We start from the raw sequence: 26,682 nt of genomic DNA, 5'->3' as shown, positions 1-26,682 counted from the left end.
CTGTCCTGACTGCTGCCCTTGATGCCTTCCAATGCGCAGGCCGCGCGCCGTTCCGCCCGCGCCGCCGGGTATGTGTTTCCCGAGCATCTGCGCGAGCAGGCGCAGGCGCTGCCTGCACAGCCCGGTGTCTACACCTTCCACGGCCGCGAGGGTGGCCTGCCGCTCTACATCGGCAAGAGCATCAACCTGCGCACGCGGGTGATGGACCATCTACGGACGGCCGAGGAAGCTGCGATGCTGCGCCAGTCCGAGCGCATCAGTCACCTGCCGATGGCCGGGGACCTGGGAGCGCAGCTGCTGGAGGCCGCGATGGTGAAAGAACAGCGCCCGCTGTACAACCGCCTATTGCGGCGCCTGCCGCGTCAATTCAGCCTCCGTCTGTACCGGGGCGAGATCAGCGTGGTGAACTCGTCAGAGGTGGATCTGACCTCCACGCCGATGTTGTACGGCATCTACTCAAGTGCCCGCGCCGCACGTGAATCGCTGCGCCGCGTGGCGGATGAGAACCGCCTGTGTTATTCGCTGCTGGGCCTGGAGCGGCTTCCCTCTGGACGCCCGTGCTTCCGCTCGATGCTGCGCCAGTGTGCCGGCGCCTGCTGCGGCGGCGAGACCCTTGCCGAGCATCAGCAGCGGCTGGCCGATGCGCTCACGCTGCTGGAGATTGCCGAATGGCCCTACGCCGGGCCCGTGGCCATCGAGGAACGCGGCGAAGCGATGCGGCAATTCCACGTCGTTGATGGATGGTTCTATCATGGCAGCGCGAAGACCCTGGCCGCTGCCCGGCGCGTGCGCCGCAGTGATCCGGTCTTCGACCGCGACGCGTACCGCATCCTTCGCAAGGGGCTGTTGTTGGGTCAATGGGCCCTGCACGCGCTGTAGGAGCCCGCTCAGACGGAGTCACGCAGCGTGGACGACCTGTTCTGTATCCCTCCGGGCAGGCCATGCAGGGAGAAGACCATGAGCGATCTGTTCGAGCTGGGCATGCCGTGGTTCGAGTTCGTACTACGCGCCACCGCCGTCTATGTCGTGGTGCTGCTGCTGACGCGCCTCAGTGGCAAGCGATCGATCGGGCAGTCCGCACCGTTTGACATGCTGGTCATCGTCCTGCTGGGCACGGCGGTCCAGAACTCGCTGATCGGCGAGGACACCTCGCTGCTTGGCGGGCTCATCCTTGCAGCCACGCTGCTGGGTCTGAACTGGCTGGTCGGCTACGTGACCGCGCGCAATCGTCGGCTGCACCGTTGGGTTGAAGGCGCGCCGGTCGTGCTGGTGCGCAACGGCAAGGTGTTCTGGGACCAGGTGCGCCGCTGCAACGTAGCGCCGGAGGACCTGGACGTGGCCATGCGCAAGGCAGGCTGCGATGGCCATCACCAGATCGAACTGGCCATGCTGGAGACCTCGGGAGAGATCACCGTGGATGCCGAAGACCGCTGAAGCCGCAGCAGAGGAATGCACGCGCCGCACACGGTAATGTCACCGCCGGCACAGCGGTGACCATGCAATGCTGCAGCCCCCAACGGCAGGAGAACGATGATGCAGGCGCTGACCTATCACGGCCGCAAGGATGTCCGCGTTGAGACCGTACCCGATCCGGTACTCGCTGCCGAGGACGACCTCATTCTGCGGGTTACCGCCACCGCCATCTGTGGCTCTGACCTGCACTTGTACCGGGGCAAGATTCCCGACCTGCACAGCGGCGACGTGCTGGGCCACGAGTTCATGGGTATCGTGGAAGAGGTTGGCAGGGGCGTGACCCAGGTCCGCCCTGGTGACCGCGTGGTCATCCCGTTCGTGATCGCCTGTGGGGAATGCTTCCACTGCCAGCTTGCGGAGTATGCCGCGTGCGAGACCACCAACCCCGGCAAAGGCGCGGCGCTCAATGCGAAGGGAATGATGCCGCCGGCCGCATTGTTTGGGTACAGCCACCTCTACGGTGGGGTCGCGGGCGGCCAGGCGGAATTCGTGCGGGTGCCCAAGGCCAACGTGGGTCCGCTGCGGATCCCTGACGGCGTGGCAGATGAGCAGGTGCTGTTCCTGTCCGACATCCTGCCGACCGGCTACCAGGCCGCACTCAACGCCGGAGTGAAGAAGGGCTCGACGGTTGCCATCTTCGGTGCAGGCCCGGTGGGGTTGATGAGCGCTGCCTGCTGCCGCCTGCTGGGTGCGGAAACCATCTTCATGGTCGATCATCTGCCGTATCGGCTGGATTTCGCGCAGCGCACCTATGGCATCACGCCCATCGATTTCAGCAAGGTGGAAGATCCCGCCGACTACATCGTCAGCCAGACCAGCGGACGAGGCGTGGATGCCTGTATCGAGGCGGTTGGCTTCGAGGCGGAGGGCAGCTCGCTTGAAACTGCGTTGACCGCAGTGAAACTGGAAGGCAGCAGCGGTGTTGCGATCCGCCAGTGCATTGCTGCCGCTCGCCGTGGCGGCGTCGTCAGTATTCCTGGCGTCTATGCCGGCTTCATCCACGGCTTCCTTCTGGGGGATGCATTCGACAAGGGCCTGACCTTCAAGATGGGGCAGACCCATGTGCAGGGCCTCATGCCTGAGCTCCTGACCGCCATCCTGGAGGGCAAGCTGGACCCCGGCAACATCATTTCGCACCGGATGAGCCTGGCCGACGCCGCGCAGGGCTATGCCATGTTCGACGCGAAAGACGATGACTGCCGGAAGATCGTGCTGACCCCGTGACAAGCGATCGTGCGCGCGGTGCTCCACTGACCCCGGACAAGCGTTACATCGTGGTGCGCAGCCGACTCTGGCGCGCGACCAACCCGAATCTCACCGCCACCGAACGTGCGCGGTGGGTGGCGGCGCTCATGGACGCGCGGCGCGCGGTACAGGCGGCACTGAGGAACGGCGAGGCGATGGCGCTGCGGAGTGCGCGCCGCGCCGTGGATGTGGCTAAACGAGGCCTCGGCGAGCGCGGCCCGGTGTGGTGGACAGATGGCGGCAAGGACTACAACCGCTGTCTGGTGAAGAATACGCCGTACGCGAGCTGGTTCGGCTCACTTTGACGTTCTGGGCAAAGCAACTCAGGGCTTCGAGCGGTGATGATCACCTGTCGGATCGACCTCTGGGCGCTCGTAATCGTCGGGATGTGCTGTCTCGTCCTGTTCCGGCATGTCCCTGCCTTTCTTCCAACTCTGATCGGTACGGACCTTATCCGGTGTATGCGCCTTGTCCTGATCGCTGGCGTCACCTGTGGGATTGAACGGTAGCTTGCTCATTGAAGAAATTCCTTGCAGTAGATGCGGCATCAGCGCGATGCCGGATGGCTGGCCCGGCTCTGGGCGAGCGTCTGGTTCACCGCTTCCTGCAGCTGCGGGATGTGGAACGGCTTGGCTACGAAGCGCGCCTTCTGGTGCCGCGCAGGCACGACCTGGTCGTAGACCGCGGAGGCAAACAGGAAGGGCACGCCCAGCTCCGCCAAGCGATCGGCTACCGGAAACACGACGCCGTCGCCAAGCTCGATATCGAGAATGGCGGCATCGAACCGCTCGCTGCGCAGGAGGTTGAGGGCTTCAAATACGCTTTCAGCGTGCGTGATGGTGTTTCCTTCGTTCGCCAGCGCATCCTCGACCAGTTCAGCCAGGTCCAGCTGGTCTTCCACCAGCAGCAGACAATGCTCCTTCGTCTGTTCATTTCCGTACTTCTGCATGCCAAACCCTGATCATTACTTCTTATTGGAAGGTACTGTCCGCTTCTGGGCATCAAGGCAGTGACTGCCCGCTGTGTGCGACATGCGAAACTGCTGCGCCTGCGCGGGCCTTTCACACGGGACGCGTGCCTGGTTCACCCCCGCAGGACGCGGGGTGCGGGAAGCTGGATTCATGCAGACCGCGCCTCAAACCTCGCCATTTGAGTCCATTCAGGCAGGCTGCGCAGGGTGGTCCTTGCCGTCCGCATATGCAGGGGACTTCGGCGAGGGGCAGAGTGCACTGCAGCGCTATGCGACCCGCTTTTCGCGGGTGGAGATCAACTCTTCGTTCTACCGCCCACACAAGCCAGAGACCTATGCACGATGGGCGCAGGCCGTGCCCGCGCATTTCCGGTTCTCGGTAAAGATGCCGCAGGCAATCAGTCATGAGGCCGGCCTGCGGGGGGCGGCGCCCTTGCTTGACCCTTTTATCCATGCAGTGAACCATCTGGGCGACCGGCTGGGCGCGTTGCTCCTGCAACTGCCGCCGCGCCTGGACTTTGATGCCCGCGTGGCATCGACCTTCTTCCGCGCAGTCAAGCGTCGCACGGACGTAGCCATTGCCTGCGAACCCCGGCATGAAAGCTGGTTCTCGGCGCCGGCTGACGCATTGATGGAGCGTCACGGCATCGCACGCGTCGCCGCCGATCCCGCGCGGGTTCCCCGCGCGGCTGAGCCCGGTGGCGCGCGGCACTGGAGTTACTGGCGGTGGCACGGTCGACCGCGCATGTACTACAGCAGTTACCCGGACAGGGACCTGCGCGCGCTTGCCCAGGCGGCAGGTGCAGCTGCCGGCCAAGGTCCGGCCTGGATCATCCTGGACAACACCGCGCAGGGTCACGCCATACCCAACGCGCTGCGCCTGCAAACCCTGCTGAAGGAGAACCGCCATGCCTGAAGGCCCCTCCATTGTCCTGCTACGCGAAGAGGCGGCCCGGTTCAAGGGCAGGACCGTGCGCCATGTCGGAGGCAACAGCCGGGTGGACCTGACACCCCTGCTAGGACGCCGGATAAAGGCGGTACGCAGCTGGGGCAAGCATTTCCTGCTGGAGTTCAGCCACGTCACGCTGCGGATCCACCTCATGCTGTTCGGCAGCTACCGTATCAACGAGCGAAAGGATGCCGTGCCGAGGGTTGCTTTGCAGTTCGACAGAGACGAGTTGAACTTCTACGCGTGCTCGGTGAAGCTGATCGAACAGCCTTTGGACGATGTCTACGATTGGCGGGCGGACGTGATGAGCGACGCCTGGGATGCACACCTGGCACGCCGCAAGCTGAAAGCCATGCCCGATGTGCTCGTCTGCGACGCCCTGCTGGATCAGGCCGTGTTCTCCGGCGTTGGTAACATCATCAAGAATGAAGTGCTGTTCCGTATCGCCGTGCATCCTGGGAGCCGGGTAGGGAACCTGCCTCCCCGTGTGTTGACCCGCCTGATCCATGAGGCGCGCAATTACAGCTTCGACTTCCTGCGCTGGAAGCGTGGGCACGAACTCAAAAAGCACTGGGAGGTGCACGCCCGGAAAACATGCCCGGGTTGTGGTGGGCCAATCAGCAAACTGTACATGGGGACCACGCGGCGCCGAACGTTCTTCTGCCCGTGTTGCCAGCACCTGTACGGACCGGAAGATGCTCCATCGCTGACGACAGAGCAGGCCGCATCTTCCCGGCGATCACGCCCGAAGGTTCCGCGTTGACGGCTGACCTGTCAGTACGGTGGCGTTGAAGCTGCATGCCGACGACGACGCCAGGCGAGCCGCGCCGGCGCTGTAGATATCCGACAATTGGTGGATTAAGAGGTCTTCGGCGGTCTTGATGGCCATGGGGAGTCTCGGTGAGTGAGGGAGCGTCATGTCTGCCAATCACGCTGTGTTCGACCTGGACGCTCCACACTGGACACCGCTCCCCCCCACAGGATCCAGCATGAGCCAGGTTTTCATCGTCGGCGCGGCCGGCAAGGTCGGTCGTTCATTGGCCCAGCAGGCCAGCGCACGCGGCCACCGCGTACTGGCACTGCACCGTGCGCAGGAACAGGCCGCCGAACTCACCGCCCTCGGCGCACGCCCGGTGCAGGGCGACCTGCTGCAGCTGGATGTCGCCGCGCTGGCGGCACTGATGAAAGGCTGCGACGTGGTGGTGTTCTCGGCCGGTGCCGCTGGCAAGGGCGGCGCGTCGATGACCGACGCCATCGATGGACGCGGACTGGAACTGGCCGTCGCCGCTGCACAGGCCGCCGCAGTGCCGCGCTTTCTGCTGGTATCGGCCTTCCCGGAGGCCGGGCGTGGCAAGCACCTGTCGGATACGTTCGAGAACTACATGGTGGTGAAGAAACGCGCCGACGTGCATCTGGCCGAAAGCCCGCTGGACTGGGTGATCCTGCGCCCGGGCACGCTTAGCGATGAACCTGGCACCGGCCGGGTGCGCGCCGGTCTGGCGATTCCCTACGGCAACATCGCCCGCGCCGACGTCGCTGCCACGCTGTTGGCCCTGATCGAACACCCGCAGCTGCGCCGCTGCATCATCGAACTCACCGAGGGCGACACCCCGGTGTTCGACGCGCTGCAGGCGCTGTCACCGGCGTAAGGGCTTGACCGCAACCCCGCGCTGACGCAGCATCGGATTCATGGTCTTCCGAGCCGCCACCGTCACCACTACCACCACGACTGCCGCTGGCAGGTCGTGAGGTCGTTACGTGACGTGATGTAGCGCCACCCCTCAGGACCCCGCCAGTCATTGACGGGGTCTTTTCGTTTCTCCGTCCGTACCCATCCCACAGGAGAAACCTCATGAGCTCTTCCCGAATCCCCCGCCGCGGCCTGTTGGTCATCGACATGCAGCACGGCCTGTTCAACGGCGCGCACCGCCCATACCGCGCTGACGACGTGCTGGCCAACATCAATGCGCTGATCGACCGCGCACATGCCGCCGGTGCCCCGGTGTTTGTCGCACGCCATGTCGGCCCCGCAGGCTCGCCGCTGGCCTGCGACAGTCCGCTGTCGCAGCTGCTCGCCGACCTCGCCATCGATCCGGCGCGCGACACCGTGTTCGAGAAGACGCGGCCCAACTGTTTCTTCGAGACCGGCCTGGCCGAGGGACTGGCCGCGGGCGGCATCGAGGAGCTGGTGATTGTCGGCATGAAGACCGATTACTGCGTGGACACCACCTGCCGCGCCGCGCGCGACCTCGGCGTTGCGGCCGTGCTGGTGGCCGACGCGCACACCACCACCGACTCGCCGGTGCTGGCGGCGAAGACCATCGTCGAGCACCACAACGCCACGCTGGGAACGGCCTTTGTAACTCTGGTGGAGACCGCTGACTGCGCGTTCGCGGCAGCGTAGGCCTTCCACGACGCATACCTTGGCGGGCCGTCGATGCTCCGTCGCCAACCAAGGTTGGCGGCTACCAGGGCAGGATCATCAGCCGGTCTGGTAGATGGCCACCTGGGTTGGCACAGTCACCCTCGCTCAGCGCTGCTCGTCCTTGCGCGCGCTCAGCTCACGGTCGGCACGCAGGAAGACCGCACTTGTGCTCTCCTCGCCGGTACCGCCTGCGGCGCCCATCAGCAGCGGCCGCTGCAGTCGCGAGGAAGCACCGTCGGCCACGGCCTGCAGGGCGGCCAGGGTCTCGGCGGCCTGGTCGCTGCCGAGCACCGCGATGAACTCGCCGCTGCCGGTGACCCGGTTGATGCTGTCGCCACGTCCGGCATCCAGGCACTGCTCCAGCGCCACGTCCAGCTGCTGCAGCTGGCGCTCCAGGCTGCGTTCGCCCATCTGCTCGGCCAGGCCGGCCAGGTCCTGCAGCTCGAGGATGACCACGGTGCAGGCGGTGCCGGTGGTGGCGTGCGCGGCTTCCACCAGCGGGCTCTGCTCGAGGATGGTCGCCACTTCCTGCTCGCGCTCGCGGCTGCGCGCTTCCATCAGATTCATGGTCAGCCGGGCCAGGGCCTGCAGGGCTTCGCGCTGCTGCTGGCTGAGCGAACGAGGGGTCAGGTCGACCACGCAGACGCTGCCGACCGCCGCGCCTTCGCGGGTGACCAGCGGCATGCCCGCGTAGAAGCGCGCACCCATCTCATTCAACACCGGGTTGTCGACGAAGCGGCTGTCCTGTTTCAGGTCACCCACTTCCAGAAGCTGCTCGGGCTGGCGGATGGCGTGGTCGCACACCGCCACGTCGCGGTCGGTTTCGCTGCCATCCACGCCGATGCGGGCCTTGAACCACTGGCGATCACGATCGATCAGGGTCACCAGAGCCATCGGCGTACCGCAGACGGCGGCCGCCACCTTCACGATATCGTCGTAGGCGGGCTCGGGCAGGCTGCCGACCACGTGCAGCGCATCCAGCGCGTGCTGGCGTTCGGTTTCAGTGAATGCGGCAGAAGAATGATCCGTCATGATGATCCTGGGCAATCAAAAGTCGTCGCTCATGCTAGAGCACGCCTGCATTCAATGGATGAACCACCGCCGCACCCGGCCCGTACCCCAGCGCATGGCCGGGGCAGGGTGCGGGACTCAGCCCAGGTCGCAGCCGGCCGGCTGCGGCCAGGTGGTCGCCGGCACCATGTTTTTCAGCGACGCCGGTGCGTTGATCGCCACGTAGCTGGCGCCGAGCAGTTCTTCCAGGTCGGCGATGGTCACCAGGTAGTTGTCCAGGCTGCCTACGTTGGCCTCATGGGGAATGATCCAGCTGATCGCCTTGGCGGTACCGGTCTGCGGGTCGCGGGTGATGATCGTCTTCCAGAAGAACTCCGGTGTCGGAATGCCGTGGCTGGCCAGGAAGTAATCGTTGGCGGCATCGCCGTAGACCACGCCGCCATAGACGTCCACCGGCGCGATGTCGCGGTAGCACTCGGCCACGGTCTCGGCCTTCACCCAGATGCCCTGGTTGAAGCTGGACACCTGCGGCACGATGTTGGTCATGAAGTTGGCGCGGCGGATGTAGGTGGTGTCGTAGTCCATGTGGTTGGAGGTGACCAGATGCCCACGGTCATAGCCGGCATGGATGCTGGCGTACGACGCGGTGCTGTTCTGGCCCAGGCAGCCGGTGGGCAGGTCCGTGTCCCTGTAGAAGCTGGACGGTCGCTTGGCCGTGCCGGTATCGGCCAGCAGGGTGTATTCGTACCGCGTGGCGCCGTGGATGCTGCAGTGATAGGTCAGCACGAAGCCGCCCTTGTCGAGGGTTGACCGTTTCCGCGTGGGCGGCGCCGGCAAAGGCGCTGAGGACCAGGACGAACAGGAACGTCGCAAGGCGCATTACAGTGTCTCCGTCAGGTTTTTCCAGGACGCAGGACGCCCTCACGGTAAAAGCGTTCGCCATGCGGAGGCACTGCGCGTGTGGGTGGGTGAGGACTGCGGTTGGAACCCGGCGGGTGCCGGTCATGCAGGAGGAACTCGACCGCGCTCCCTGGCCACCGAGGTGGCGCGCGGTGCCGTAAGCGTCAGCGCGTGTCGCTTTCAGGTCAACGCTGGATGTCCGGAGTGGTGACCCGGCGCAAGCGTCCTGCGTGTGTCAGATCGCAGACCGCAGGGTGAAACCTGCGCATGGCGGGCGCGCGGGCTGGTATCGGCGGGCGGGGGATTTGCGGCAGAATAAGCGCGTTGATCCATCGGAAGCGTGACGCGTCACACGCGTGCGCCACCGCAGTACAGACTCAAGGAACGAGGACAGGTCATGGATGTTCGCCCCCTGGTGCTGGCGTGGCTGCTGGTCGCCGCACTTCCGGCCGCCGCCCAGCAGATCCGCTCCGCAACCGGCCCCGCGCGAAAACCGCTGCCGGCCGCGCCACGGCCGGCCCACAACTCGATGGCGAAGAGCACCACGCCCTTCAACTGCGCGCAGTACGCGTGGCCGAAGCATCCGCATCCCGCCGCCAAGGCCTACTGCGATGGGGTCGAGGCCACTACGCTGCAGAACGAAGCCCGCCAGGCCGGTCGTCCCGGCCCCTCCACCGAGGTGAGCGCGCTGCCTGCGCTGGGTTCGGCCGAAGCGAAGCGGACCGGCACTGCCTGCGTTGGTGGCCAGGCTTTCCGGCGGCTGGCCAACGGTTGGGAACAGGTGGCGTCGCCGTCGGGCGGGTGGCTGCGTTGCCGGGAACGCTAGGCGCGCCGGCAGGCCTCAGCGCCTGCCTTCAGCCGCGTAACGGGCGGCGCCCTGGTCCACCAGCGCCTGCAGTTCCTGCAGCAGTGGCTCATCCCAGCGGTCGAAGTTGAAGCAGGACTTACCCTGCATGCGCTGCTTCAGCGCAGGGCTGATGCCAGCCAACAGTTCGGGATGGTCATAGACGGGCATCAGGTGGAGGGCGTGCTTGCGCCCGGACACCTTCACCGCACCGAAGAACTGTGCCTTGCCGTTGGCGCCCGGCGTGCGGCAGTTGGCGTAGAAATGCTGGTCCGTATCTTGGACCACGAGCAGGCCATCGCGATGACGCAGCAGCATGTGGCGCAGGGCGCCGAACAGATCGGGCGGCGCCGTATCGGTGGACGTGCTGGGTGTCGCCTGGGTGCGTTTCATGGGAACTGCCCGGTGTGGGGGAACGTTCTGGCAAAGACGCAGCATGCCTGTGTGCGCACCGTAGCACGGGGGAGCGAAGCGATCCGGGCGTGTGCGCCGGATCGCTCCTTCATGGCTCTCAGGCCTTGGCGACTGCCTGGATAAGCACCGTGGCGGCTTCGGCCGACGAGCCCGGGTTCTGGCCAGTCACCAGCAGGCCATCGCGCCGCACGTACGAACCCCAGTCCGGACCCTTACTGTAGTCACCGCCCAGGTCCTTCAGCATGTCCTCCACCAGGAAGGGCACGACCTGGGTCAGGCCCACCGCGTCTTCCTCGGTGTTGGCAAAGCCGGTGACCTGCTTGCCGGCGACCAGCGGCGTGCCATCGGGCGCCTTGACCTGGCGCAGCACGCCCGGTGCGTGGCAGACGAGGCCGACCGGCTTGCCGCTGGCGACGAACGATTCGATCAGCGCGATGGAGTGGGCATCATTGGCCAGATCCCACAACGGACCGTGGCCGCCGGGGTAGAACACTGTGTCGAAGTCGGCAGCGTTGACGCTGTCCAGGCGGACGGTGGCGGCCAGCTGCGCCTTGGCGTCGGCGTCGGCTTCGAAGCGGTGGGTGAGTTCGGTCTGGAACGCCGGCTCGTTGCTCTTCGGGTCCAGCGGCGGCTGGCCGCCCTTGGGCGAGGCCAGCACGATCTCCGCGCCTGCGTCCTTGAAGGCGTAGTAGGGGGCTGCCAGTTCTTCCAGCCAGAAGCCGGTCTTGTGCCCGGTGTCGCCAAGCTGGTCGTGCGAGGTCAGAACGATGAGGACTTTCATGGTGGTGCTCCTGTTGGAAGGATGAAGCAGTAGACCGGTCGTCTAAGGCTCGGTCGTAAAAAACACTCCACGGGGAGTGTGTCTTACGCATCCCTCGCTCAGCGTGAGGGATGCAGAATCTGTCGGGTGGTAAGGCGCGCGTTCTCGAAGGGCTGCGGGCCGCGCACGATCTTGACCATGATGCTGGCGCCCAGCCACAGCTGATAGAGGCTTTGTGCCAGCGCGGCGGCATCACCGTTGCTGGCCAGGGAGCCGTCGGCCTGGCCGCCTTCGATCGCCCGCGTCAGGCGCACGATGATGCCGGCCGTGCCGCTGCGCAGGGCCGCACGCATGGCCGGCGAGAGGTCAGCCACCTCGGCGCCCAGTTTCACCGCCAGGCACTTTCCCTGGCAGTCCTCGAAGGACTGGCTTTCCATCCACGCGGCGAAGTAGCGCTCCAGCTGCTCGGCCTTGTTCTGGCCAGCGCTGCCGAAGATCTGGTCCATCTCGGCCAGGTATTCGTCGAAGTAGTCCTGCAGTAGTGCTTCGCCGAAGGCCTCCTTGGAGCCGAAGTAGTGGTAGAACGAGCCCTTCGGCACGCCTGCGGCGGTCAGCACCTCGTTCAGGCCGACCGCCGAGAAGCCCTTGCCGCCCATGGTGCGGCGGCCGCTGGCCAGGATCTTCTGGCGGACGTCGGTGCCTGCAATGTCGGGGGCGGGGTTCATGGGAGTGACGATACTCTCAATTAGACCGGTCGTCTAGGGACGTCTCAGGCGCGTGCGCTTGACCGCCTTTCGTAGAGTCGAGCCATGCTCGACTCAGGGCCTTCAGCCGAGCAGGGGCTCGGCTACAGGAGAGGAGCAGCGCTTCGCACCGCTCAGCCCTTGCGCACCTTCTGCAGGAAGGCCTCGACCGCCGGCACCTGGTAGGCCCCTTCGCGGCGCAGGATGCTGAGCGGCCGTTGCAACCCCAGCGCCCGCACCGGAAGCCGGACCAGGCTGCGGTCCTGCAGGTCACGCGCCACGCTGATGCTGGGCAGCCAGGCAATGCCGCCGCCGTGGATCGCGGCCTGCTTCAGCGCCTCGGTATTGCCGAACTCCACGATGCTGCCGGTCTCCACGTCCAGCTGCTGCAACATCTCGCCGATCAGCTCACGGGTGCCCGAGCCGGGTTCGCGCATCAGCAACGGCAGCCCGTTGATGTCGGTCGGCTTTCCGCGCCTGCGACCGGCCAACGGATGCTGCGCACCCACCACGGGGATCAGCTCGTCGCGGTTGAACTCTTCGGCAACAACGCCTTCGACCCGGACCGGTCCTTCGACGAAGCCGACGGTGAAGCGCAGGTCGGCCACGCCCTGTGCAACCTGTTCGGTGTTGCCGACAAACAGGGAAATACCCACCTGCGGGAACAGGGTGCGGAACTGGGCGACGAAACGCGGCAGCACATAGGTACCGATGGTGTTGCTGGCGCCCATCGACAGCTGCCCGGCGCGGGCATCGGCGAAATCGCGCATCGCCGCCTGTGCGCTGTCGGCCACCGCGAACAATCGTGCCGAGTAGGCATGCAGCACTTTGCCCGGTTCGGTCAGCCGCATGCCGCGCGGCAGCCGCTCGAACAGCACCACCCCCAGACGCCCCTCGAAATCCTTCAATTCCCTCGACAGCGCCGGTTGGGACACGCGCACGCGGATCGCAGCAGCGGAGATGCTGCCGGTCTCGGCGATGGCATGGAAGATGGCCAGGTGATGGAGGTTCATGCGCGTGGGTTTCGGTCAGAGCTGCCCGATAAAGTACTGCACCACGAGGCTGCTGGTCGCCACGGCCACCCACACACCCAGGCCCAGCAGGATGGGGCGGACGCCGGTGGCGGCCATGCGCCGCAGGTTGGCAGAAAGGCCGATGGCGGACAGCGCGAACACGATCAGCACTTCAGCCAGCGTGTGCAGCACCGGCAGCGCGGCGTCCGGCACCCAGCCGGCGGTGCGCAGGCCCGAAGCCACCAGGAACCACAGGATGAACCACGGGAAGATCACGCCGAGATTGAAGCCACTCGCAGCGCCTTCGGTGTTGCTGCGCCGCTTCGCCAGCGCCGCCATCACCACGGTCAGCACCAGGCACACGGGGATGATCAGGGTCGAGCGGGTCAGCTTGACGATGGTCGCGTAGCCACCTGCCAGATCACTGTAGGCGTAGCCGGCGGCCACCACCGACGAGGTGTCATTGATGGCCGTTCCTGCCCACAGGCCGAAGCCCTGGTCACTCATGTGCATCAGGTGGCCGAGCAGCGGGAACAGCAGCACCGCCACCAGGTTGAACAGGAAGATCGTGGAGATCGAGAACGCCGTTTCGTGATCGTCGGGCTTGAGGATGGGCGTGACTGCCGCAATCGCCGAGCCACCGCAGATCGCCGTACCCACGCCGATCAGCACGGTCATCTTGCCGTCCACGCGCAGCCAGCGTCCCAGCAGCCAGGCGCTGAGAAAGGCCACCGACATCGTCACCAGGGTCACCGACAGCGATGCCATGCCGGTCTGCAGCACCTCGCCCAGGCTGAGCCCGAAGCCCAGCGCGATGATCGACCACTGCAGCACCTGTTTGCCGGCAAAGCGGATGCCCGCATCGAAGCGGCTGCCCGGCGCGAGCAGGTTCTTCAGCACGATGCCGAGCACGATGCCAAACACCGGGCCACCGACCAGTGGCAGCCAATGCCCCAGCACGAGTGCGACGGTGGTGACGGCGGCCGTCAGCAGGAGGCCTTCGTAATGGTGCTGGATCCAGGACGGGGTGGTGGAGAGCGGGCGGTTCATTTCAGCAGCTGCGTGGGTTGGGATGGCCAGTGTGGTCTTCCGCGAGCCATGCATCCAATACAAATAATGCAGCCATCCCATATCGAAATGGCATGGCAACGACTGCGGCCCGGCGCTGTACCATCGGCAACGGCCCCGATCGGGCGAACACGGCACACGATGCGATGAACCAAGCCGCTGTTGATGGAAACACCACGCCCTTTGGCGCCATCTTCGCCGGCATCTGCGCGCTGGTGCTTACTGTCGGCCTCGCCCGTTTCGCCTACACGCCCATGCTGCCGATCATGAAGGCGCAGGCCGGCCTGGACTACGTCGCCGCCGGTTGGCTGGCTGCCATCAACTACGCCGGCTACATGGCCGGCACGCTGCTGACGGCAACGGCGGGCGACCTTCGCCGGAAGTACGTGCTCTACCGCATCGGCCTGGTGGTGGCCGTGGCCAGTACCGTGACCATGGGGCTGACCCGCGACCGGGTGGCCTGGGGCGCGCTGCGGTTCCTATCGGGGCTGTCCAGCGTGGCCGGGCTGCTGCTGGCCTCGGGCCTGGTGCTGAACTGGCTGCTGCAGCACGGGCGGCGCCCGGATCTGGGCCTGCACTTCACTGGCATGGGGTTGGGCATCGTGGTGTCAGGTGCGGCGGTGGTGCTGACCCTGCTTGCGCTGACCTGGTCGGGGCAGTGGATCGCCTTGGGGGTGCTGGGCCTGCTGTTCTTCGTGCCGGCCTGGCTGTGGATGCCCGCACCGGCATCCACGCCGAGCACTGCGGTTGCGCAGGGCCCGCCGCCACCGGCCACCTCATCCGCGTGGATGCGCCTGCTCAACGCGGCCTATGTCTGTGCGGGCTTCGGCTTCGTCATCGGTGCGACCTTCATCGTCGCCATCCTGGAAAAGCTGCCCGTGCTGCAGGGCAGGGGCGGCTGGGTCTGGGTCGTCGTCGGCGTGGCCGCGCTGCCGTCCACCTTTGTCTGGGATCGCATCGCCCGACGCTTCGGTGCCATCCGGGCGCTGCTGCTGGCCTACGTCCTGCAGGGCATGGGCATGCTGCTGCCTGCGGTGTCGTCCGGCACGGCGATCAATCTGTTGTCGGCAGCGCTGTTCGGCGCCACCTTCGTCGGCATCGTCAGCCTCACCCTGGCGCTGGTTGGCCGCCATGTGCCGTCCAATCCCTCCAAGGCCATGGCCCGCATCACTCTCGGCTATGGCGTAGCGCAGATCATGGGGCCGGTCATCGCCGGGTACATGGCCAGGGCGACCGGCAGCTACCAGGGCGCGATTGTGGCCACGGCGGCGCTGATGGGCTGCGGGGCGCTGCTGCTGTATGTGGCGGATTGCCGTGAGCGCGCGGTCACGCTTGGCGGCCAGCGCAGTCGACGCTGAAGATCGGCACCATGCGCCGACGCTCAAGGATTGAACATGTCTGGCTTCATTGGGGACCTGCTGGAAGGCATTGCGGACTTCTTCATCGATGTCTGGATGCTGGGCCGCCATCGCGCCGTGAAGGGGCGGCCGCCAATCGCTGGGATGAGGACGCGGCCGCTGTCGTGATGTTCAACGGCTGGGTGGTCGCGGTTTCGGTCGCGGTACAGGTCGCCAGCGTCGTGCTGTCCTTCGTGCTGAAGCTGCCGGTCTGGATCAGCCTGCTGCCCATTGCCGCCGGTGCGGTGTATGTCGGCTACCGATGGATGGCGCTCGTGCGCGCCTAGCCCACCAGACCTGGGCCAAGCCGACGCCATGAAGATTCTCTGGGCCGTGGCAGCCGCCATCGCACTGGCATGCGCCGGGTTCCTGGCCTGGCGCGGGTCTCTCGGCAGCAGTGGGTTGTTCCAGGCATTTCTGATCGGCGCGGCGGCGTCCATCGCCTGCGTCGTTCTGTCAGTTGCGGTGGGCGGCCAAAGGCGAAGGCTTGTCGCCGGTGTGCTGCTGGCCGGCTACGGGCTGGCATTGATCGGTTTCCTGGTCGCCCTCGGCACTGTGCGCTGAGGGGCGCTGGTGGGCTGTGATGCCCAACGATACATTCCGCCAGATTTCACCAATTGATAACCAATCTCAATTGGCATAGCATTCCGTCCGCCAGCCCCGGACCTTCGTCTCGCCAGCGCCCACGCTCACCGACACGAAGGCCCCATGAAGACTCTTTCCCTGCTCGCCGCCGCCGCGCTGGCAATGGCTGCATGCCTGCCGGCACACGCCCATACGCCCTACCTGGTGCCCAGCACCTTCTCGCCGCGGGCAGGGCAGACCGTTGCCATGGATGCCTCGTTCGCCGAGACCTTCTTCGTCCCTGAAACCGCGTTCGATGACAGCCAGTTCTCGGTGACCGGCCCGGACGGCAAGCAGACGCCGCTGGCCTCGCAGGTGATGAAGACCCGCACCGTGGCCGAGTACACGCTGCCGGCCGGCACGGGCACCTACCGCCTCAGCACCGGCCCGCGCCTGGGCGCGCTGTTCCGCACCTGGGAACAGAATGGCAAGCGCGAGAGCTCGCGCGACCCGGCGGTGAAGATTCCGGCCGGTGCCAAGGTGATCTCTGATTTCCAGTCGCTCACCCAGGCCGACACCTACGTCACCGTCGGCAATCCCGACCGCGCCGCGCTGGCGCCGCGCAACAAGGGCGTGGAGCTGGTGCCGGTCACCCATCCCAACGACCTGTACGTGGGTGAGACCTTCGATTTCATCGTGCAGTACGACGGCAAGCCCTTGGCCGACCAGGCCGTGGAAGTCAACGAGGCGGTATGGAGTTCGGACCGCACCCCGCAGGTGCTCAACCTGAAGAGTGATGCCGCCGGGCACGTGCGCTTGCCGCTGTCCGCGGCCGGCACCTGGATCGCGCTGACCCGCCACCGCACCGCTGCACCCGCCGGCGCGCCGGTGGCCGAGTACAGCAACAGCGTCACGCTCTCGTTCCGCGTGCTGAATCCCTGATTTCCCCGTAACACCGCCTCCGAGGTCGACATGAAAACCACCGTGCTTGCCAGTGCGTGCGTTGCCACGCTGCTGCTTTCTTCCGCTGTTTCCGCACAGACCGCGCCCGGCCCGCGCCCGCTGGTGGGCGGCCACGGCAACAACGTGCTGGCGTTCATCGCCGAGCACGATGACAACGGCGACGGCCGCGTGACCTGGGAAGAGTTCGAGACGTTCCGCCGCACCCGCTTCGATGCAACCGATACCGACCGCAACGGCACTATCGAAGAAGCCGAGTACGTGGCCGAGTTCGATGCCCGCGTGGCCGCGGAGATCGAGCGCGAACGCGCCGCCCAGGTCGAGCATACCAAGGCCCGCTTCGGCGCGCTGGACACCGACAGGAATGGCCAGGTCTCGCGCGCCGAGTTCGATGCCGCCGGCGAGCAGACCTGGCAGGGCGGGCAGAAAGCACTGGCCAGCAAGGGCAAGGATGCCAAGGCTGCACTGCAGCGCGAGGCAAAGACCGCCGTCGGCGCCCAGCGCTTCGACAACCAGCAGCGCAGCCGCCTGGGCATGCCGACCAGCCACACCGCGGCCGGCTTCCTGGAGCTGTACGACGAGAACAGTGACGGCAAGGTCGACCGCGCCGAGTACCAGCGCGTGCGCGATGCGCAGTTCGCCCGCACCGACAGCAGCGGCGATGACCAGCTGAACCTGGATGAGTACCTGGCCGAGTTCGAGACTCGCGTGGACCGCCGCATCGATGCCCTGAACCAGGGCGGCGACCGCCAGGTGCACGTGCGCTTTGGCGTGCTGGACGGAGACAAGGATGGCCACATGACCTTCGCCGAGTACCAGGTCTCGGGCAAGCGCCTGTTCGAAACCGCCGATCGCAACAAGGATGGCATGGTCGATGCGGCCGACGCCAAGGTGCCGGCGCCCGCACCGCGCCGTTGATTGCCGGGGTCAGCCCGCGCGGGTGACCCGCCGTTGCAACCGTTGTTCTTTCCGCTGACCGGGCCGCCTGCATCAGGTGGTCCGGGAGGTCCCGTGCCTGATCGAGCCCTCGATGACGTCCCTTTTCAACCTGCTGCTGGCGACCTGCGTGACGCTGTGCGGACTGCATGCCGGCAGCGCCGGCGCTGCCGAACTGCACCGCGACGATGTGCTCGGCACCTCGCTCGACCTGCGCATTGACGCGCCTGCAGCGCAGGCGGCTGCCGCCCAGCATGCGGCGCTCGCCGAGATCGATCGGCTGGATGCCGTGCTCAGCCGCTGGCACGCGGACAGCGAGCTCAGTCGCTTCAATGCCAGCAGCGGGCCCCAGCAGCTTTCCGGCGATCTGCGCGCCGTGCTGCGTCTGTGCGAGGAGTGGCGGGCACGTACCGAAGGGCTTTTCAGCTGCCGCCTGGGTACGCTGGCACATCGCTGGCGGCAGGCGCAGGACAGCGGCGTTCTGCCGACGCGCGAGGAGCTGCGTGCAATGGCATCGGCTGCGGCCAGCGCCGAGGTCAGCCTTGACGGCTGCGAGCCGGTGACCCGCCCGCAGACAGTGGTGTTCGATGTCGATGCCCTGGCCAAGGGCTACATCATCGATCGCGCCCTCGCCGCCGCCCGTGCAGCAGCGCCTGCCGCCACCGCGATCGGTCTGGACATCGGCGGCGATGCCCGTTACTGGCAGGCCAGCGGGGCAGGGCAACCCTGGCCGGTGGGCGTTGCCGACGCCCGTGCACCGCGTGACAACCGGCCCGCGCTCGCCACCGTGGCGCTGCGCGCGCAGGCCATCGCTGCCAGCGGCCATGCCACCCGTGGCTACACGGTGGGACGTCGTCAGTACAGCCACATGCTCGACCCCTGGTCGGGCTGGCCCATGCGGTTCGCACCGTCGGCGACGGTGGTGGCGCCAGATGCGAGCAGCGCCGATGCGCTGGCCACCGCGCTGTCGGTGATGCCGATCCGCCCCGGGCTGGAACTGGCCGATGCGATGCCGGACGTCGCCGCACTCATCGTCAGCGACACCGGTACCGCCTTCGCCTCGCAGCGCTGGCCGGCCTTGCTGCTGGCCACCGACGGTGCAGCCATTGCGCCCGAGCAGCTGGTCATCGATTACCAGGTGCCCAACCTGGCCAGCGAGCGCTATCACGCGCCCTATCTGGCGATGTGGATCGCCCGCGAGGATGGCAGCCCGGTGCGCCAGCTGCTGGTGCTGGGCGAGCGCTCGCGCTACCTGCAGGATCTGCCCCAGTGGTGGCGCCGCTACGGCCGCGACGATCTGCCGGCGATCCAGGGCATCGCCCGGCCGACCCGCATGCCCGGCCGCTATTCGGTGGCCTGGGATGGTCGCGATGATCGCGGCCAGGCGCAGCCGCCTGGTGCGTACCGCGTGCAGGTCGAGGCCGCGCGGCAGGGCGGTGGTCACGAATTCCTGTCCGTGCCGATCGATACCGGCCAGGACCGCAGTCCTCCCGCGAAGGCGCAGGGCAGCAGCGAGATCGGCAGCCTGCAGGTTTCAAGGCCCTAATCACCCCCAAGTACCGATTACTCCCAGCAACGCAGACCGCGCCGCACTCCGGCGCTCCGCAGCCAGGAACGCCCAGGGCCACATCGCCCACGGGCACAACCACCTTCCACAACTGCGGAGTTCCCGATGAAACTGCAACCCTCACTGCTGGCCCTGGCCGTTGCCACCAGCCTCGCCGTGCCGGCTCTCGCCCGTGCGGCCGCGCTCGAAGCCGACAGCACCCTCGACACCATCCAGGTGACCGAGACGCGCAGGAAGTCCGACAACCAGAACGTCACCACGCTGTCGGCCAAGAACCTGCAGCAGCAGGGCGCGCAGAGCATGGAAGACGCCATCCGTTACGTGCCCGGCGTGGAAATGGTCGATCTCGGTCGCGCCGGTTTCAACGGGTTCAACATCCGCGGCATGGAAGCGGATCGCGTGTCCATCACCCTGGACGGCCTGAGCTTCCCGCAGAGCATGGACCCGGGCACCTATCAGCCCTATGAGTTCTTCCGTTCCGGCCGCGGCAGCGTCGATCTGGAAGCAGTGAAGACAGTGGAGATCATCAAGGGTGCCGACGCGATCACCGCCGGCAGCGGTGCGCTCAGCGGCGCGATGATGTTCATCACCAAGGACCCGGCCGACTTCCTCAAGGCCAGCGGCAACGACAGCTTCGGTTCGGTGAAGTATGGCTACACCGGTTCCAGCGACGAGAACATGGGGTCGCTGACCCTGGCCAACCGCACCGGCAGGCTCGAATCGCTGCTGGTCTACACCAAGCGCGATGGCCACGAGACCGAATCCTGGTACGGCACCACCATCGATCGCCTTGGCCCGGGCCGCCGCACGCCCGATCCGGTCGACCGCGAGAGCGACAACCTGCTGTTCAAGGTCAACTTCCTGGCTACCGACACCCAGACCCTTGGCGTGGTGTATGAGCGCGCCCGCTCCACCAACGATGTCGACAACTGGACCCGCAGCGACGGCACCGGTTCGTACTTCTTCCGCAGCGCCGAAGACCGCAGCGACCGCGACCGTTACGGCCTGAAGTACGCCTGGCGCGCGGACAACGCGTTGTTCGACAGCATGGAAGCCACCGCCGATTACCAGAAGAACTACATCCAGGGCCAGACCAACGTGCTGGTGGCCAACGGCACCGCAGCCACCTATGGCACCCGATGCTCGACCACCGACCCGTGCTCGCGCCAGGAGAACCGCTGGGACACGCAGAAGCGCAACCGCGTCGCCCTGGACTTTGACAAGAGCGTTGAAGCCGCCGGCCCGCGCCATGACATCGTCTACGGTGCCGCCTGGCAGCAGGCAAAGATCCACTGGAACTCGGTGGACTCGCGCTGGGGCAACGATGGCAGCCTGTTCACCCGCGATACCGATCCGTCGTTGTGGCCGGACACCCGCGAAACCGACCTGACCGCCTACGTGCGTGACCGCGTGCGGCTGCTCGACGACCGCCTCAGCCTGACCGGCGGCCTGCGTTACGACAGCTACAAGTACACCCCGGAGACCTCGGCCGGCGGCAACGGCCAGTCGGGCTACAAGGACGACGCGGGCAGCGTCGGCGTCTCCAGGTTCGCCTCGCCGACCTGGAACCTGGGCGCCGAGTTCAAGTTCACCGACACCCAGTCGCTGTGGGTGCAGGGCGGTCGTGGCTTCCGCGCGCCGGGCGTGAACGACATGTACGGCAGCGCGTCCAGCACTGACTACACCCGCGTATCCGACGGTGCCACCGTGTCGTTGCCCGATGGCCGGAGCAACCCGGACCTGGCTGCCGAGCGCAGCCTGAACCTGGAGATGGGCTGGCGCTTCCAGAGCGATCGCCTGCGCGTGGGCGTGTCGGTGTTCCGTGACAAGTACAGCAAATTCATCGACACCGCCCAGTACCTGGCCGACGAAGGCATCCAGTACCGCAACGGCCGCGGCGTGGTCAGCAACGGTTACACCTACACCATGCCGATCAACCGCGGCGACGTGGAAGTGAAGGGCGTGGAAGCCGAGGGCATGTGGCTGCTGGCTGATGACTGGCTGGCCCGTGTGGCCTACTCGTACAACGAAGGCACCGACAACGACGGTGAGCCGCTGGCCAGCATCATCCCGGCCAAGGCCGTGGGCGGCCTGACCTACAACGCGCCGTCGCGCCGCTGGAGCGTCACCGCCAACATCACCCACCAGCAGCGCAAGGCCCCGTCGGACTACGGCAAGAGCATCACCAACGGCAGCTACGGCGTCGAAGTGGTGCCGGTCTACGCCTACAAGGCACGTGAGTACACGCTGCTGGATGTGTTCGGCAGCTACGCCATCACCCCGAAGATCAACCTGACGGCCGGCGTCTACAACGTGTTCGACAAGGAGTACTACCTGTGGAACCGCGTGCGTACCGCCGGTGCCGGTACCGCGATCTTCCAGGGTGCAACCAGCCCTGATGGCATCGGCCGCTGGTCGCAGCCGGGGCGCAATGTACGCTTCACCCTGAGCTACGACTTCCTGTAAGCAGGGCAGGGGTCGGATCCCTTTCCGCAGGAAAGGGATCTGACCTCGTTGCACGGAACGCATCCACGCATGGCATGGCTCTACAGTCTCTTCTCATACTGCACTTTGATGCCCACTCGGCACTGAGCCGGTTGGTGCCACCGCCGCTGTAGCTGTAGTCCACACTGCTGGAGAAACGCTTGGAGGCCTGCCAATGCAGACCCACGTTACCGCTCAGGGGCGTCTGGTCGGCCAGCCGGTCGTCCGGTTCCGGTACCGACGCCACCCGTGACCAGTTGCGGGTCAGGTTCGCCGTGATCTGCAGATCCACATCCGTGCGCAGCAGGTCGGCCAGCGCGAAACGGGCATCCAGGGTCAGCCCATGCGTCTGCGCCTTGACCCCCAAGGGCCGGACGACACGCTGATCACCTGGCTGTTACTCAAGGACAACCAGCGCTGAGGGCGACCCACGGGTGGGGTGCCTGCGCGGACGACCCTCCACGCATGGCGCGGATCTACTGGCGCTCAGCGCGCCCGTTCCAGCTCTTTCAACCTCGCCCTGGCATGCTCCAGCCACGGCGCATTGTGGCTGCGCGCATGGCGCGACCAATGCCGGGCATCGTCCAGGATGCTGGTAAACAAGCTGCGGCTCTTCTCACGGTCCGCCGCATCCGGCTGGGCCAGCAGCCACTCGGCGTACAGGCAGCGCGCCGCAGCATCGTTGCCGCATTCCACGGCGCGCTCGAAGGCCGCCTGGGCGCCCGGGGCATTGCTGTCTGCCAGGGCCTGCGCGTACAGCAGGGTCTGCTCGGGTTTGCGGCGCACATCCGGGTGGCGGGCGAACAGACCTTGCAGCGTCTCAACGGCAAGCGTGGCGTTCCCGGATTCAAGGCGCGCACGCGCCAGGCCAGTCAGGATGTAGGGGTCATCGCCCAGCGGGGAGCTTGCGGCCTGCTCCAGCAGCGTCCTGGCCTCCTCGGCCTGGCCGGAGCCCAGCAGCTCCATCCCAAGCCTTACGCGGTTCTGCACGGTGGGTGTGCGATCTAGCTCCGCCCGCGCATTGCGTACGCCCTTGCCCGGGTCAATGAACTGCTTGGCCGAGTGAACCACCTGACGGGCACCGCGCGAATCGCGGATTTCGGGCAGGTAGATCGCCACGAAATACACCAGGCTGCCCAGCAGCGGAAACGAGAACAGAAGCAGGAGCCAGTACAGGCTCTGGCCCGAGCGAATGGCGTGGACGGCGAAATAAATGGCCGCGATGAAGTGGAGTCCGATTCCAATGTAGGGCATGGTGTGCCGACAGTTCGCTCTGAAGGGTGGAACTATAAGGGATCGCGCCACCCGGTTCGCCGGGCTGACGCAGGGTTCGATATACCCCGTTCGGGGCAGGTGGAAACCGATCGCGTCGGCTACTAATGCGCTTCATGGCTCAGGGGCAGCGATCTTGCAGCGGCTTTACGTGATGTTCCCTGACAGGGCGCCCTGCATCGGGCTGCTCTGGATGCGCCTGTGCCTGGCCGCATCGCTGTGCCTGTCGATCGGTGACGACCCGTGGCACACCGCCGCCTCGCTGCTGGTCTCGGCGCTGGTCGCGGCCGGATGGCTCACCCTGTTCGCCGTGCGGCTGGCGACCGGCGTGATGCTCTGGAGCGGGCCGTTGACCGCGCTCGTCCTGCTGCCGCTGGGCCTGTTGCTGCTTGGGCCAGGCGCGTATTCCCTCGACGCCTGTTCCTTTGGCCGGCGCGTGATCGACCTGGTGGGCGCCGCACGTAACCCGAAAGAGTAATCAACGCAGCCAACCAACAGGGCTACGTCGCCACGCGAGGCAGCGTCAAGCTGTGCTGCCCCCACGAACCCCTGCGGTCGATGGCCCACACCGTTCCCTCCGAAGCCACGCGGCCAGCAAAGGCTGCCCGCCCGTGTGCGGTACTTCTGCCCCTGGCCCTGCTGGCCACGCCGTCACTGGCGCTGGCCTGTGACGGCGGCGCCTGCACCAACCTCGGCGATGGCCAGCTGCAGCTGGACGCCTCGCTGCGCCTGCGCGGCATGTATTACGAACCGACCCGGTTCGGCATCGGCGAAAGCGAGGACGGCTACGGGCTGCTGCGCGCCCTCGCATCGGCGCGCTACCGCGAGGACAACTGGCAGGCCATGCTGCAGTTGGGCGCCCATACCGAAGAAGGCAAGGCCGGCGGCCCGGGCAAGACCGATCGCGGCGCACTGGACATCCAGCAGGCCTACTGGCGCTGGGAAACCAACGGCATGCACGTGCAGCTCGGAAGGCAGGAAGCCGGCTATGGCAGCTCTCGGCTGCTGTCGGTGCGTGACGGGCCGAACATCCGCCTGGCCTTCGACGGTGCGCGCGTCGGCTGGGCCGGTCGCCTGGGCACGTTGGACCTGATGGCCCTGCGCGCGGTCGAGAACCGGCCGGGCGCCTTCGATGACCGCGGCGAACGCGGCGCGCATCTGTGGGGTGCCTACGCCACCACCGCCCGCGGCCACGGCCCGGGCCAGTGGGACCTGTACCTGCTGGACTACCGCCGCGAGGCGGGTCGCTTCGCCGCCGGCAGCGGCATCGAGCGCCGGCGAACCTTGGGCGCGCGCTGGTTTGGCCGTGCAGGCGGCCTGGACTGGAACACCGAGCTGGTCGCACAGGGCGGCGAACTACGCACGGCGGCGACCGATCTGGACATCCGTGCCTGGACGGTCGCCACCGATACCGGCTGGCAGTGGCAGAACGTCCCGCTGCAGCCGCGGCTGGGCGTCAAGGCGGACATCGCCAGTGGCGATGGCAACCTGCACGATGGTCGCCTGGGCACGTTCAATGCGTTGTACCCGAAGTCGGCGTACTTCAGCGAAGCCAGCCTGCTGGCCCCGGCCAACCTGATGGACATCCAGCCCACGCTGGCCCTGCGCCTGCATGAAACGGTGACCACCGAACTGGGCGTGCAGCTGGCCTGGAAGCACCGCCGCGCCGATGCGGTCTACACCACGCCGGCGCCGCTTGTGGCACTGCCCGGTACGGCAGGCGGTTCCGGCCGCATCGGCAATCAATACAAATCCGAAACACGCTGGCAAGCCAGCGAACACTGGCAATGGCAGCTGCAGCTGGCCTGGATGGATGCGGGTCCTGCGCTGAAGCAGGCCGGCGGCCAGGACACGCTGTTCGCCTCAATCGTTGGAGCATGGCAATGGTGAATGCAACCGCATCACAGAACTCTCCCCAGGCCGGTGCCTGGTCCCCGCTGAAGATCGGCATGTTCCGATCACTGTGGTTGGCCATCCTGGCCAGCAACATCGGTACCTGGGTCAATGACGTGGCCGCGGCCTGGGTCATGGCCGAGCGCACCGGCTCGCCGCTGATGGTGGCCCTGGTGCAGTCGGCCACCACGGTGCCGATCGTGCTGCTGGCGCTGGCCGCCGGCACGCTTGCCGACATCGTCGACCGCCGCAGGTACCTGATAGTCACCCAGGGCTGGATGCTGCTGGTGGCACTGGTGATGGCCGTGCTGACCCACCTGCAGATGCTCAGCCCGGAACTGCTGGTGCTGCTGACGTTCTGCATGGGTTGCGGCGCGGCGATGGCGATGCCGGCCCAGGCCGCGATCGTGTCCGAACTGGTGCCGCAGCCGATGCTGGCGTCGGCGGTTGCACTCAACTCGATCGGCATCAACATCGCGCGCTCGATTGGTCCGGCCATCGGTGGCGTCATCGTGTCCCAGCTCGGTGCCATGTACGCGTTCGCCTTCAACGCCATCACCTTTGCCGCCATGCTGGTGGTGGTGTGGGCGTGGAAGCGCGACGCGACCGCGTCCAGCCTGCCGCCGGAAGGTTTCGGTGCCGGCCTCAAGGCAGGCATCCGTTACGCCACCAAGGCCGGCAAGCTACAGGCCGTGCTGATCAAGTCGGTCGGCTTCTTCTTCTTTGCCGCCGCCGCCAACGCGCTGCTGCCGGTAGTGGTGCGCGGCCAGATGCACGGCGGGGCAGGGCAGTACGGCATGTTGCTGGGCTGCATCGGCATCGGCGCGGTCGGTGGTGCACTGTTGCTGCCCAAGCTGCGTGCAAAGCTCGACCGGGACATGCTGGTGCTGCTGGCCACGCTCGCCCTGGCGGCCAGCCTGGTGGGCCTGGCGCTGCTGCGCAGCTGGTACCTGCTGCCGCCGGTAATGATGATCAATGGCTTTGCCTGGATCACCGTGTTGTCCTCGCTGCAGATCGCAGCGCAGACGTCGGTGCCGGCCTGGGTGCGTGCGCGCGCCCTGGCGCTGTACATCATGATCTTCTCGGCCGGCATGGCCGCTGGTGGCCTGAGCTGGGGCGCACTGGCGCAACAGACCTCGCCGGAACTGGCCCTGCTGGTGGCCGCCATCGGTGCGGCGGTCGGTGGCCTGCTGGTGTGGCGCGTGCGCATTGCCGGCACCGAAGAAATGAACCTGCGTCCGGCCGGGCACTGGCCCGCACCGGAGCTGTCGGTAGCCGTCTCGCATGATCGCGGCCCGGTGCTGGTCACCCTTGAGTACCGCATCGACAACGCAGACCGCGCGGCCTTCCACACACACATGCATCAGCTGGGCATCATCCGCCGCCGCGATGGTGCGGTGGTCTGGGGTGTCGTCGAGGATGTGGCCAGCCCGGGCATCCACCTGGAGTATTTCGTTGCGGCGTCCTGGCTGGAACACCTTCGCCAGCACGAACGCATCACCGCCGACGACAAGCTGATCCAGGAAGCGCTGCGGGCGCTGCACAAGGGCGAACGTGCCCCCGTGGTCCGCCACTTCGTGGGCGGTGGCGAGGCACCCGTGGCCCCGCTGGCACACCACCACCAGGACATCTGACAACGCCGTTGTCTGCAGCAATGCGTTGGACCGCAGGGCGCCCCAACGAGCGCCCTGTGCACATGAGGCGCTTCCGCAATCGTCCCATGCGCTGATCCGCGCATCGGTGCAAGACGATGTATCAAGTATTACGGACCATACGTAATCGAAACGCCTGCGC

General features: G+C 66.6%; 29 protein-coding genes and 1 pseudogene. 20 read left to right on the top strand and 10 right to left on the bottom strand.

Annotated elements, in window-relative coordinates:
• Nucleotides 1-21 precede the first annotated feature (21 nt).
• From cho to NQ204_RS02115, 4 genes are all read left to right on the top strand, one after another.
• The gene (cho, locus tag NQ204_RS02130; protein ID WP_256642945.1) at nucleotides 22-879 is read left to right on the top strand and encodes an excinuclease Cho; all 858 of its coding nucleotides are present in this window, start codon (nucleotides 22-24) and stop codon (nucleotides 877-879) included.
• Between the two features lie 78 nt (nucleotides 880-957).
• Entirely contained in the window at nucleotides 958-1,434 is a 477-nt protein-coding gene (locus NQ204_RS02125) for a DUF421 domain-containing protein (RefSeq protein WP_116862348.1), read from the top strand.
• Nucleotides 1,435-1,533: 99 nt separating this feature from the next.
• Entirely contained in the window at nucleotides 1,534-2,697 is a 1,164-nt protein-coding gene (locus NQ204_RS02120) for a zinc-dependent alcohol dehydrogenase (protein WP_116862470.1), read from the top strand.
• Nucleotides 2,694-3,023: a hypothetical protein gene (locus NQ204_RS02115; RefSeq protein ID WP_116862347.1), complete on the top strand. Its 330-nt coding sequence runs from the start codon at nucleotides 2,694-2,696 to the stop codon at nucleotides 3,021-3,023. The genes NQ204_RS02120 and NQ204_RS02115 overlap by 4 nt, the downstream gene beginning before the upstream one ends.
• An 18-nt stretch (nucleotides 3,024-3,041) precedes the next feature.
• On the opposite strand, the gene NQ204_RS02110 is transcribed toward NQ204_RS02115, so the two are convergent.
• Together NQ204_RS02110 and NQ204_RS02105 are read right to left on the bottom strand one after the other, a co-directional pair.
• Nucleotides 3,042-3,236, bottom strand: a complete 195-nt coding sequence (locus NQ204_RS02110) for a hypothetical protein (protein ID WP_116862346.1) — start codon at nucleotides 3,234-3,236, stop codon at nucleotides 3,042-3,044.
• Nucleotides 3,237-3,265: 29 nt separating this feature from the next.
• Nucleotides 3,266-3,667, bottom strand: a complete 402-nt coding sequence (locus NQ204_RS02105; RefSeq protein ID WP_116862345.1) for a response regulator — start codon at nucleotides 3,665-3,667, stop codon at nucleotides 3,266-3,268.
• Between the two features lie 172 nt (nucleotides 3,668-3,839).
• Here NQ204_RS02105 and NQ204_RS02100 point away from each other — a divergent pair, with 172 nt between their 5' ends.
• From NQ204_RS02100 to NQ204_RS02085, 4 genes are all read left to right on the top strand, one after another.
• Entirely contained in the window at nucleotides 3,840-4,604 is a 765-nt protein-coding gene (locus tag NQ204_RS02100) for a DUF72 domain-containing protein (protein ID WP_116862344.1), read from the top strand.
• A complete protein-coding gene (locus tag NQ204_RS02095; protein WP_256642944.1) occupies nucleotides 4,597-5,400 on the top strand; it encodes a DNA-formamidopyrimidine glycosylase family protein in 804 nt (267 codons plus the stop codon). The genes NQ204_RS02100 and NQ204_RS02095 overlap by 8 nt, the downstream gene beginning before the upstream one ends.
• A 226-nt stretch (nucleotides 5,401-5,626) precedes the next feature.
• Nucleotides 5,627-6,286 carry an NAD(P)H-binding protein gene (locus NQ204_RS02090; protein WP_256642943.1) on the top strand — a complete coding sequence of 220 codons (660 nt, stop codon included), beginning with the start codon at nucleotides 5,627-5,629 and terminating at the stop codon, nucleotides 6,284-6,286.
• Nucleotides 6,287-6,489: 203 nt separating this feature from the next.
• Nucleotides 6,490-7,041: a cysteine hydrolase family protein gene (locus NQ204_RS02085; protein WP_256642942.1), complete on the top strand. Its 552-nt coding sequence runs from the start codon at nucleotides 6,490-6,492 to the stop codon at nucleotides 7,039-7,041.
• A 126-nt stretch (nucleotides 7,042-7,167) separates the two neighbouring features.
• On the opposite strand, the gene NQ204_RS02080 is transcribed toward NQ204_RS02085, so the two are convergent.
• Complete coding sequence (locus tag NQ204_RS02080; protein ID WP_256642941.1) at nucleotides 7,168-8,094, bottom strand: GAF domain-containing protein; 927 nt, start codon at nucleotides 8,092-8,094, stop codon at nucleotides 7,168-7,170.
• A 117-nt stretch (nucleotides 8,095-8,211) separates the two neighbouring features.
• A pseudogene (locus NQ204_RS02075) lies at nucleotides 8,212-8,953 on the bottom strand (DNA/RNA non-specific endonuclease).
• A 417-nt stretch (nucleotides 8,954-9,370) separates the two neighbouring features.
• On the opposite strand from NQ204_RS02075, the gene NQ204_RS02070 reads away from it, so the two are divergent.
• Nucleotides 9,371-9,799, top strand: coding sequence for a hypothetical protein (locus NQ204_RS02070; RefSeq protein ID WP_243402600.1), 429 nt, complete (start codon nucleotides 9,371-9,373; stop codon nucleotides 9,797-9,799).
• Nucleotides 9,800-9,814: 15 nt separating this feature from the next.
• Here NQ204_RS02070 and NQ204_RS02065 read toward each other — a convergent pair whose 3' ends face one another.
• The 5 genes from NQ204_RS02065 to NQ204_RS02045 form a co-directional block, all read right to left on the bottom strand.
• Nucleotides 9,815-10,210, bottom strand: coding sequence for a hypothetical protein (locus NQ204_RS02065; RefSeq protein ID WP_256642940.1), 396 nt, complete (start codon nucleotides 10,208-10,210; stop codon nucleotides 9,815-9,817).
• A gap of 118 nt (nucleotides 10,211-10,328) precedes the next feature.
• Complete coding sequence (locus NQ204_RS02060) at nucleotides 10,329-11,012, bottom strand: type 1 glutamine amidotransferase domain-containing protein (RefSeq protein WP_116862338.1); 684 nt, start codon at nucleotides 11,010-11,012, stop codon at nucleotides 10,329-10,331.
• Nucleotides 11,013-11,110: 98 nt separating this feature from the next.
• A complete protein-coding gene (locus NQ204_RS02055; RefSeq protein ID WP_256642939.1) occupies nucleotides 11,111-11,716 on the bottom strand; it encodes a TetR/AcrR family transcriptional regulator in 606 nt (201 codons plus the stop codon).
• Nucleotides 11,717-11,868: 152 nt separating this feature from the next.
• Nucleotides 11,869-12,747, bottom strand: coding sequence for a LysR substrate-binding domain-containing protein (locus tag NQ204_RS02050; protein WP_116862336.1), 879 nt, complete (start codon nucleotides 12,745-12,747; stop codon nucleotides 11,869-11,871).
• A 15-nt stretch (nucleotides 12,748-12,762) separates the two neighbouring features.
• A complete protein-coding gene (locus NQ204_RS02045) occupies nucleotides 12,763-13,797 on the bottom strand; it encodes a YeiH family protein (RefSeq protein WP_256642938.1) in 1,035 nt (344 codons plus the stop codon).
• Between the two features lie 164 nt (nucleotides 13,798-13,961).
• On the opposite strand from NQ204_RS02045, the gene NQ204_RS02040 reads away from it, so the two are divergent.
• From NQ204_RS02040 to NQ204_RS02005, 8 genes are all read left to right on the top strand, one after another.
• On the top strand, nucleotides 13,962-15,173 hold the full coding sequence (locus tag NQ204_RS02040) for a YbfB/YjiJ family MFS transporter (RefSeq protein ID WP_256642937.1): 1,212 nt from the start codon (nucleotides 13,962-13,964) through the stop codon (nucleotides 15,171-15,173).
• A 36-nt stretch (nucleotides 15,174-15,209) separates the two neighbouring features.
• Entirely contained in the window at nucleotides 15,210-15,341 is a 132-nt protein-coding gene (locus NQ204_RS02035; protein WP_256642936.1) for a hypothetical protein, read from the top strand.
• Nucleotides 15,338-15,499: a hypothetical protein gene (locus NQ204_RS02030; RefSeq protein ID WP_256642935.1), complete on the top strand. Its 162-nt coding sequence runs from the start codon at nucleotides 15,338-15,340 to the stop codon at nucleotides 15,497-15,499. The genes NQ204_RS02035 and NQ204_RS02030 overlap by 4 nt, the downstream gene beginning before the upstream one ends.
• A gap of 28 nt (nucleotides 15,500-15,527) precedes the next feature.
• Entirely contained in the window at nucleotides 15,528-15,776 is a 249-nt protein-coding gene (locus NQ204_RS02025) for a hypothetical protein (protein ID WP_256642934.1), read from the top strand.
• Nucleotides 15,777-15,920: 144 nt separating this feature from the next.
• Entirely contained in the window at nucleotides 15,921-16,718 is a 798-nt protein-coding gene (locus NQ204_RS02020; RefSeq protein WP_256642933.1) for a DUF4198 domain-containing protein, read from the top strand.
• A 30-nt stretch (nucleotides 16,719-16,748) separates the two neighbouring features.
• A complete protein-coding gene (locus NQ204_RS02015; RefSeq protein ID WP_256642932.1) occupies nucleotides 16,749-17,654 on the top strand; it encodes an EF-hand domain-containing protein in 906 nt (301 codons plus the stop codon).
• Between the two features lie 112 nt (nucleotides 17,655-17,766).
• Nucleotides 17,767-19,218 (top strand): DUF2271 domain-containing protein, encoded by a 1,452-nt coding sequence (locus NQ204_RS02010; protein WP_256642931.1) that lies wholly within the window; start codon nucleotides 17,767-17,769, stop codon nucleotides 19,216-19,218.
• 126 nt (nucleotides 19,219-19,344) lie between these two features.
• Nucleotides 19,345-21,705: a TonB-dependent hemoglobin/transferrin/lactoferrin family receptor gene (locus tag NQ204_RS02005; protein WP_256642930.1), complete on the top strand. Its 2,361-nt coding sequence runs from the start codon at nucleotides 19,345-19,347 to the stop codon at nucleotides 21,703-21,705.
• A 504-nt stretch (nucleotides 21,706-22,209) separates the two neighbouring features.
• On the opposite strand, the gene NQ204_RS02000 is transcribed toward NQ204_RS02005, so the two are convergent.
• Nucleotides 22,210-22,977, bottom strand: a complete 768-nt coding sequence (locus tag NQ204_RS02000) for a tetratricopeptide repeat protein (protein ID WP_256642929.1) — start codon at nucleotides 22,975-22,977, stop codon at nucleotides 22,210-22,212.
• Nucleotides 22,978-23,131: 154 nt separating this feature from the next.
• Here NQ204_RS02000 and NQ204_RS01995 point away from each other — a divergent pair, with 154 nt between their 5' ends.
• The 3 genes from NQ204_RS01995 to NQ204_RS01985 all read left to right on the top strand — a co-directional run bounded on the left by NQ204_RS01995 (nucleotide 23,132) and on the right by NQ204_RS01985 (nucleotide 26,522).
• The gene (locus tag NQ204_RS01995; protein ID WP_116862467.1) at nucleotides 23,132-23,473 is read left to right on the top strand and encodes a hypothetical protein; all 342 of its coding nucleotides are present in this window, start codon (nucleotides 23,132-23,134) and stop codon (nucleotides 23,471-23,473) included.
• A gap of 80 nt (nucleotides 23,474-23,553) precedes the next feature.
• Nucleotides 23,554-24,885, top strand: coding sequence for an alginate export family protein (locus NQ204_RS01990; protein ID WP_256642928.1), 1,332 nt, complete (start codon nucleotides 23,554-23,556; stop codon nucleotides 24,883-24,885).
• On the top strand, nucleotides 24,879-26,522 hold the full coding sequence (locus NQ204_RS01985) for an MFS transporter (RefSeq protein ID WP_256642927.1): 1,644 nt from the start codon (nucleotides 24,879-24,881) through the stop codon (nucleotides 26,520-26,522). Before NQ204_RS01990 ends, NQ204_RS01985 begins: the two co-directional genes overlap by 7 nt.
• Nucleotides 26,523-26,682: the final 160 nt, after the last annotated feature.

Origin of the sequence: Stenotrophomonas testudinis (genome assembly GCF_024499815.1) — a bacterium.
GTDB lineage: Bacteria > Pseudomonadota > Gammaproteobacteria > Xanthomonadales > Xanthomonadaceae > Stenotrophomonas.
The sequence above is the reverse complement of the archived record's forward strand: the minus strand, read 5'-3'. Positions and strand labels throughout refer to the sequence as shown.

What these genes read in the sequence shown, in the direction of transcription:
- NQ204_RS02055 (WP_256642939.1), bottom strand. Translation starts at nt 11,716, where the DNA reads ATGAACCCCGCCCCCGACATTGCAGGCACCGACGTCCGCCAGAAGATC.
- NQ204_RS02080 (WP_256642941.1), bottom strand. Translation starts at nt 8,094, where the DNA reads ATGACGGATCATTCTTCTGCCGCATTCACTGAAACCGAACGCCAGCAC.
- NQ204_RS02095 (WP_256642944.1), top strand. Translation starts at nt 4,597, where the DNA reads ATGCCTGAAGGCCCCTCCATTGTCCTGCTACGCGAAGAGGCGGCCCGG.
- NQ204_RS02110 (WP_116862346.1), bottom strand. Translation starts at nt 3,236, where the DNA reads ATGAGCAAGCTACCGTTCAATCCCACAGGTGACGCCAGCGATCAGGAC.
- NQ204_RS02040 (WP_256642937.1), top strand. Translation starts at nt 13,962, where the DNA reads ATGAACCAAGCCGCTGTTGATGGAAACACCACGCCCTTTGGCGCCATC.
- NQ204_RS02035 (WP_256642936.1), top strand. Translation starts at nt 15,210, where the DNA reads ATGTCTGGCTTCATTGGGGACCTGCTGGAAGGCATTGCGGACTTCTTC.
- NQ204_RS02020 (WP_256642933.1), top strand. Translation starts at nt 15,921, where the DNA reads ATGAAGACTCTTTCCCTGCTCGCCGCCGCCGCGCTGGCAATGGCTGCA.
- NQ204_RS02005 (WP_256642930.1), top strand. Translation starts at nt 19,345, where the DNA reads ATGAAACTGCAACCCTCACTGCTGGCCCTGGCCGTTGCCACCAGCCTC.
- NQ204_RS02015 (WP_256642932.1), top strand. Translation starts at nt 16,749, where the DNA reads ATGAAAACCACCGTGCTTGCCAGTGCGTGCGTTGCCACGCTGCTGCTT.
- NQ204_RS02065 (WP_256642940.1), bottom strand. Translation starts at nt 10,210, where the DNA reads ATGAAACGCACCCAGGCGACACCCAGCACGTCCACCGATACGGCGCCG.
- NQ204_RS02025 (WP_256642934.1), top strand. Translation starts at nt 15,528, where the DNA reads ATGAAGATTCTCTGGGCCGTGGCAGCCGCCATCGCACTGGCATGCGCC.
- NQ204_RS02045 (WP_256642938.1), bottom strand. Translation starts at nt 13,797, where the DNA reads ATGAACCGCCCGCTCTCCACCACCCCGTCCTGGATCCAGCACCATTAC.
- NQ204_RS02125 (WP_116862348.1), top strand. Translation starts at nt 958, where the DNA reads ATGAGCGATCTGTTCGAGCTGGGCATGCCGTGGTTCGAGTTCGTACTA.
- NQ204_RS02000 (WP_256642929.1), bottom strand. Translation starts at nt 22,977, where the DNA reads ATGCCCTACATTGGAATCGGACTCCACTTCATCGCGGCCATTTATTTC.
- NQ204_RS02090 (WP_256642943.1), top strand. Translation starts at nt 5,627, where the DNA reads ATGAGCCAGGTTTTCATCGTCGGCGCGGCCGGCAAGGTCGGTCGTTCA.
- cho (WP_256642945.1), top strand. Translation starts at nt 22, where the DNA reads ATGCCTTCCAATGCGCAGGCCGCGCGCCGTTCCGCCCGCGCCGCCGGG.
- NQ204_RS02100 (WP_116862344.1), top strand. Translation starts at nt 3,840, where the DNA reads ATGCAGACCGCGCCTCAAACCTCGCCATTTGAGTCCATTCAGGCAGGC.
- NQ204_RS02010 (WP_256642931.1), top strand. Translation starts at nt 17,767, where the DNA reads ATGACGTCCCTTTTCAACCTGCTGCTGGCGACCTGCGTGACGCTGTGC.
- NQ204_RS02105 (WP_116862345.1), bottom strand. Translation starts at nt 3,667, where the DNA reads ATGCAGAAGTACGGAAATGAACAGACGAAGGAGCATTGTCTGCTGCTG.
- NQ204_RS01985 (WP_256642927.1), top strand. Translation starts at nt 24,879, where the DNA reads ATGGTGAATGCAACCGCATCACAGAACTCTCCCCAGGCCGGTGCCTGG.
- NQ204_RS01990 (WP_256642928.1), top strand. Translation starts at nt 23,554, where the DNA reads ATGGCCCACACCGTTCCCTCCGAAGCCACGCGGCCAGCAAAGGCTGCC.
- NQ204_RS02050 (WP_116862336.1), bottom strand. Translation starts at nt 12,747, where the DNA reads ATGAACCTCCATCACCTGGCCATCTTCCATGCCATCGCCGAGACCGGC.
- NQ204_RS02070 (WP_243402600.1), top strand. Translation starts at nt 9,371, where the DNA reads ATGGATGTTCGCCCCCTGGTGCTGGCGTGGCTGCTGGTCGCCGCACTT.
- NQ204_RS02060 (WP_116862338.1), bottom strand. Translation starts at nt 11,012, where the DNA reads ATGAAAGTCCTCATCGTTCTGACCTCGCACGACCAGCTTGGCGACACC.
- NQ204_RS02085 (WP_256642942.1), top strand. Translation starts at nt 6,490, where the DNA reads ATGAGCTCTTCCCGAATCCCCCGCCGCGGCCTGTTGGTCATCGACATG.
- NQ204_RS02120 (WP_116862470.1), top strand. Translation starts at nt 1,534, where the DNA reads ATGCAGGCGCTGACCTATCACGGCCGCAAGGATGTCCGCGTTGAGACC.